The 5,511-nt window shown below is 50.4% G+C and carries 6 protein-coding genes and 1 pseudogene; 6 read left to right on the forward strand and 1 reads right to left on the reverse strand.

Annotated elements, in window-relative coordinates; genetic code table 11:
* Positions 1-877: 877 nt before the first annotated feature.
* Positions 878-1,102, reverse strand: a complete 225-nt coding sequence (locus tag ACXAC1_RS20290) for a hypothetical protein (protein ID WP_475064053.1) — start codon at positions 1,100-1,102, stop codon at positions 878-880.
* A gap of 210 nt (positions 1,103-1,312) precedes the next feature.
* On the opposite strand from ACXAC1_RS20290, the gene ACXAC1_RS20295 reads away from it, so the two are divergent.
* From ACXAC1_RS20295 to ACXAC1_RS20320, 6 genes and pseudogenes are all read left to right on the forward strand, one after another.
* On the forward strand, positions 1,313-2,236 hold the full coding sequence (locus tag ACXAC1_RS20295) for a transporter (RefSeq protein ID WP_475064055.1): 924 nt from the start codon (positions 1,313-1,315) through the stop codon (positions 2,234-2,236).
* Positions 2,237-2,275: 39 nt separating this feature from the next.
* On the forward strand, positions 2,276-4,408 hold the full coding sequence (locus ACXAC1_RS20300; RefSeq protein WP_475064057.1) for a PQQ-dependent dehydrogenase, methanol/ethanol family: 2,133 nt from the start codon (positions 2,276-2,278) through the stop codon (positions 4,406-4,408).
* Positions 4,405-4,596, forward strand: coding sequence for a hypothetical protein (locus tag ACXAC1_RS20305; protein WP_475064058.1), 192 nt, complete (start codon positions 4,405-4,407; stop codon positions 4,594-4,596). Before ACXAC1_RS20300 ends, ACXAC1_RS20305 begins: the two co-directional genes overlap by 4 nt.
* A gap of 90 nt (positions 4,597-4,686) precedes the next feature.
* Positions 4,687-4,902 (forward strand): annotated as a pseudogene (locus tag ACXAC1_RS20310) (aldehyde dehydrogenase family protein); the annotation flags it as partial.
* A 103-nt stretch (positions 4,903-5,005) separates the two neighbouring features.
* Positions 5,006-5,149 (forward strand): aldehyde dehydrogenase family protein, encoded by a 144-nt coding sequence (locus tag ACXAC1_RS20315; protein ID WP_475064060.1) that lies wholly within the window; start codon positions 5,006-5,008, stop codon positions 5,147-5,149.
* Positions 5,150-5,264: 115 nt separating this feature from the next.
* The gene (locus ACXAC1_RS20320) at positions 5,265-5,420 is read left to right on the forward strand and encodes an aldehyde dehydrogenase family protein (protein WP_475064062.1); all 156 of its coding nucleotides are present in this window, start codon (positions 5,265-5,267) and stop codon (positions 5,418-5,420) included.
* Positions 5,421-5,511: the final 91 nt, after the last annotated feature.

The following is a 5,511-nucleotide window of genomic DNA, read 5'->3' on the forward strand; positions in this document are numbered from 1 at the left end:
CATAGAATCCAACAGCACCTGTTCCGGTTTCCCCAGTCACCAGAACCGGAACTCCGAACCGAAAGGCCCGATGCGCCTTGTCGAAAAGTGGTTTTGTCGGCTACGCCCACGTAAAAAGACTGAACGATGTCCGGCCGTCTTTGCTGTGGCATCGAGTTGACGCTCAAAGGCCCTTTGCGAAGACTTTCAACTTTAAGAAAAAGCCTTGCCCCATTGTGACATTCAACCTCAAGAGGGCTTTGTTGTGATCCCTCAATCTCGGCAGCGCGGCATGAGAATAAGTCTTTGGAACGGACGTAGACTCTGTCATCTTCTTCGAGAGAATCGATATCCAGCATCTGCCTGGCCGAGGGGTTTGCACCTAAAAACTTCACCATCCTCGCCGAAATGTATCAAACCACGCATAGGTGACTGCGTAAGCTCCGGGCGATAGTGAAGCGCGAGGACTAAGGCGCCACGCAAATCGTCGACCATTCGATTCTCAACAGACCGAGTTGCGAGCGCGACTGCCTCAAGAATCCCGACCGGTCGGCCATCATAAGGTTTCGAAGCATTCAAAGCCCCGACCAGCGTCCCTGCAGGGTCAAAAAATGGGCACTGCCACCGCAGGATAGATCGCGGAGAGAATGCAAGAAATGCTCACTTCCACACACAAGCGACGGCCTGCCTTCTATCAAAGCGCAACCGGGGGCATTGGTTCCAGCTATATCCTCTGAAAGGTCCATACCAGGATTCAAAGCGGCTCCCAGCAATTCGTAGCAGGGACTGTCATTGCCGAAATATTTAATGCTGTGGCCTTCTCTTTCCACACACGCCAAAACCCAACCTGCAGAACTGATTGCACGAAACAACCGATGCATTTCAGGCTCCGCAAATGTCATGAGACGCTGATGTTGATTGCGGATATAGAGAAATCTGGTCGAATTGCGCGGCCTCGGGTCAAGAGCTGATCAGAGGGGGAACATCGCCATGTTTTCTGCATCTTAGCCAAGAGCGCGAAACACTCATCCCGCACCCACTGGGATGGTACAACACGCCCTTCGTCAAACAACTCACGGGCTTGCTGGACCTGAGTGTTCAGATCAACGATCTTTTTATGCATAAGGACACCCACCACTCTGTATTTTTTTTATTCAACCATCCAATTTTAGTGTATTGAAACGATCCACTTTTTTCCAAAAACTAAAACATAGATGCTATAAAGCCGCATAAGTAATTGTTTCATAATAATTTCCTAAGGGTCAATCAGATCTGGCATATTGATTGCTTAACTTCGAGTGCAATACCAACAAAACTAATAAGAGGCTGCATCATGTCATCTGTATCAAACTATAAGCACAAAAGTTTACTCCGTTCCAGAATTGGGAATTTCTGCGTCGCTTCTGCTGGCCTGGCCACTATGTTGCTGGCTTCTGGTAATGCAGTAGCTATTGAGGTTGATGCCGGGGATTACACAGCATTGCCCGCCGGCACCAATCTTGGAATGGTCTACTATCAATACGCCACTGCCGATTCCCTCTACTCGGATGGAGACAAGGCCCCCATTAACGCTGGATTGGACTCACAGGTAGGAATCCTGCGTGGGGTGCATTTCACTGAAATTGGCGGTTACACAGTAGACCCTCAATTTCTCCTCCCATTTGGCAAGGTGGAAGGAAAAGACGATACCTCTTCCCTTGGTGACACCAGTGGCATCGGCGACCTGATACTTGCGGCGACAGTTTGGCTTGTAAACGAGCCCGAAAGTAACACCTATTTCGGCATTACTCCGTTCCTGTATGTTCCGGTAGGGAGTTACGATCGAAATGACACATTAAATCTTGGCGAAAACCGGTGGAAATATGCATTGCAGGCGGGTTACATCACCGGTCTTACCTCTAAAATCTCGTTAGACCTGATTGGTGATGTCACTTTTTTCGGCAAGAATGACGAACTTGGTGCCTCCAAAGCCACTCTGGAACAGGATCCCTTGTACCAGTTCCAAGGCTTCCTACGTTATAACGTAACACCTCAATGGGATCTTCGCACCGGCATTTCTCATACCCTCGGCGGTGAGACACAAGTAAACGATATAAACCAGGACAATGACCTTGCAACTACCAAGATGACTATCGGTACGGCATGGTTTGCGAATCCGGGACTGCAACTAATCGCAAATTATGGAAGAGATTTGTCCGTAGAAAATGGATTTAAAGAACAGCACCGACTCAACTTTCGTATTCTAAAAGCGTTTTAAAATCCCATAAAACAGTAATAACAACGAAAGGATATAAAAATGAAACTGACTAATAATCACTACAGAAAACGTCTATCAAAAAAACTAACAAGTAGTGCATTAGTTCCATTTTTCGTAATCGGAGCCAGCACTGTTATTGCGGCTGATCAGGTAAATCAAAGCTATATCATTGAAAATGCCAAAACCGGCAAGGACTGGCCCACCCATGGTTTTGATTATGCGGAGACGCGCTTTAGCCCTCTTTCCCAAATTTCGGCGGACAATGTCGAAAACCTCGGGCTTGCATGGTCCTACAACCTTGGGTCTGAGCGAGGTGTCGAGGCCACTCCACTTGTTGTGGATGGCGTGATGTATGTCTCTGCCTCCTGGAGCATTGTACATGCACTTGATGCAAAGACCGGCAAAAAACTCTGGACCTACGACCCTGAAGTACCTGGGGAGGCGGGCTCCAGGGGTTGCTGTGATGTTGTAAACCGTGGCGTGGCAGTGCACTACGGAAATGTCTATGTTGCATCCTACGATGGTCGACTGATCGCCATTGATGCAAAAACCGGCGAAAAAGTCTGGGAAACGAATACTCTGCCCGACAACGGCATGAGCTACACGATTACCGGCGCACCTCGGATTGTTAATGGCAACGTGATCATAGGCAATGGTGGGGCCGAATTTGGAGTCAGGGGCTACATCACAGCTTACGACGCCAAAACCGGGGCACAGAAATGGCGTTGGTATACTGTGCCGGGAAATCCGGACGAACCGTTTGAAAACGAGGCCATGGCTCGCGCCGCAAAAACCTGGGACCCGAGTGGAAAATACTGGGAGGCCGGTGGCGGTGGCACTGTATGGGACTCTATCGTTTTTGATCCGGACCTGAATCTCTTATATATCGGCACGGGTAACGGATCTCCATGGTCACACAAGAAGCGTAGTCCGGAAGGTGGGGATAACCTCTATCTCTCCTCGATTGTTGCTCTCAATGCCGACACTGGTGAGTACGTATGGCATTACCAAGCAACGCCCGGGGACAACTGGGACTATACTTCAACGCAGGACATGATTCTCAGCGAGCTCACGATTGATGGAGAGCGTCGCAAAGTTATCATGCAAGCTCCCAAAAACGGCTTCTTTTTTGTTCTCGACCGGACAAACGGTGAATTCATATCGGCCGACAATTATGTCGATGTTAATTGGGCCACGGGATACGACAGCAATGGTCGTCCAATAGAAGTTCCTGAAGCACGATCCATGGACGAACCCTTCGATATCGTCCCTGGGCCTTTTGGTGGCCATAATTGGCACTCAATGTCTTTTAATCACCAAACCGGCCTGGCCTACTTCCCGTCTCAGCACATCCCTATCACAATGGTCGAGGACCCCTCCTGGGAAAGCATAGAAAGCAATGAGCCGGGACAACCCATGAGTGGCATAGGTTGGAACACCGCTTTCCAACTCAACGTAGCGCCACCATCAAGCAAGCCATTCGGGCGACTTACAGCCTGGGATCCCGTTACGCAGCAGGAAGCCTGGCGTTACGAGCACGTCTCTCCCTGGAACGGCGGAACCCTGACAACGGCCGGCGATCTGGTATTTCAGGGAACCGCAGACGCTCGCTTTATGGCGTTCAACGCGCAAACGGGTGACCACCTATGGGAATCCCCAATGGGTACCAGCGTCATTGCAGCGCCCATAACCTATGAAGTAGACGGCACTCAGTATGTCTCTATTGCAGCAGGCTGGGGCGGTGTTTTTGGACAATCCCAGAGAGCCTCCGACCTCAAGACCGCCGGTACTGTTTATACGTTTGTCCTGAACGGTGATGCCGAGATGCCTGAGTTCACCAAGTATCAGCTGAACTCACTGGTTTCCGGCGTTGACTATAATCCCGACTTTATTGGAGAAGGCACGGCTCTCTACGTCAGTAATTGCGTGTTCTGTCATGGTGTTCCTGGTGTAGACAAGGGCGGTAATATTCCAAACCTGGGCTACTCAAAGAAATCAGTTATTGAAAACCTGGACGCCTTCCTGTTTCACGGTCCATTCGTTTCCCGTGGCATGCCTGATTTTACCGAAACGCTGAATGAGATAGATGTCGAGAAAATAAAAGCGTTTATTCAGGGTACTGCAGATGCTATCCGTCCGAGAAAGTCAGTGATCATTGAGGGAAACCAATGAATACGTTCACAAAACATCCACATGATTCAGAGAATAAAACCCGGGCGTTCCTGGCTCGTCAAAATCACCGTATGCTGATAGGCGGACAATGGGTTGATGCTCTGGAAAACAAACGTATAGAGGTAGAAAACCCAGCTGAAGAAACGGTTATAGGAAGCATACCCCTTGCACATGCTGATGGCGGCTAACAAGGCCGTTAGCTGTGCAAAAAGTGCGTTCAATGGTGATGACTGGGGCCGAATAGAGACCCTCCGCCCGTCAGAACATGCTTCTCAAACTTGCAGATACTGATTGAGCGAGATGCCAGAATCATTGCTGAGCTGGAAGCTATCGACAACGGCAAGTCTGCTGCTATTGCCGAAGCTGTTGACATAAGCCTGGGTCTGGAATTCTTTCGCTACATGGCACGGTGGGCAACAAAAATTGAGGGCTCGACTCTTGATGCGTCCATGCCCTTTGCCCCGGCTGACTCTGACTTTTCTGCATATACCCGACGCGAACCCGTCGGTGTTGTTGCCGCAATCATACCGTGGAACTTTCCTTTTCTGATGGCCTGCTGGAAGCTGGCATCCGGCACTTGCAGCGGGTTGCACGGTTGTGTTGAAGCCTGCGGAACAAACTTCCCTTTCTGCCCTCTATCTGGGCGAGCTGATCGGAGAGGCAAATTTTCCTGACGGGGTTGTCAGTATCATTACTGGCGAGGGCCAGAGCACTGGGTCGGCACTGGTAAGCTCGTCCTGAGCATCAACAAGATTTAGTTTCACGGGATCCACTGAGGTGGGTCAGGTCAGCAGGCCGTGCTGCGATGGGTAGATGTGGCGCGAGGCTTGCCTTAGGGCTGGGGGGCAAGTCTCCAATGATTGTCCTGGCTGACTGTGATCCGGAGAAGGCTGCGCAAGGGGCAGCGGCAGCAATCTTTTTCAACCATGGACAAACCTGCAGTGCCGGCTCGCGACTTTTACGTTTCACCGAAGCATTTCTGACAAGGTCCTGGATCGGCTCGCCGAGTTAGCAGAGGCAATCCCCCTGGGGCCTGGCCTGGATCCAGCTGCGCAAATGGGACAGGTGCTGATCTCTTGACACTGCACGAGGAACTTAACCTT

Source organism: Marinomonas sp. AWM4_232, assembly GCF_056158325.1.

What these genes read in the sequence shown, in the direction of transcription:
- ACXAC1_RS20290 (WP_475064053.1), bottom strand. Translation starts at nt 1,102, where the DNA reads ATGCATAAAAAGATCGTTGATCTGAACACTCAGGTCCAGCAAGCCCGT.
- ACXAC1_RS20295 (WP_475064055.1), top strand. Translation starts at nt 1,313, where the DNA reads ATGTCATCTGTATCAAACTATAAGCACAAAAGTTTACTCCGTTCCAGA.
- ACXAC1_RS20300 (WP_475064057.1), top strand. Translation starts at nt 2,276, where the DNA reads ATGAAACTGACTAATAATCACTACAGAAAACGTCTATCAAAAAAACTA.
- ACXAC1_RS20305 (WP_475064058.1), top strand. Translation starts at nt 4,405, where the DNA reads ATGAATACGTTCACAAAACATCCACATGATTCAGAGAATAAAACCCGG.
- ACXAC1_RS20320 (WP_475064062.1), top strand. Translation starts at nt 5,265, where the DNA reads ATGATTGTCCTGGCTGACTGTGATCCGGAGAAGGCTGCGCAAGGGGCA.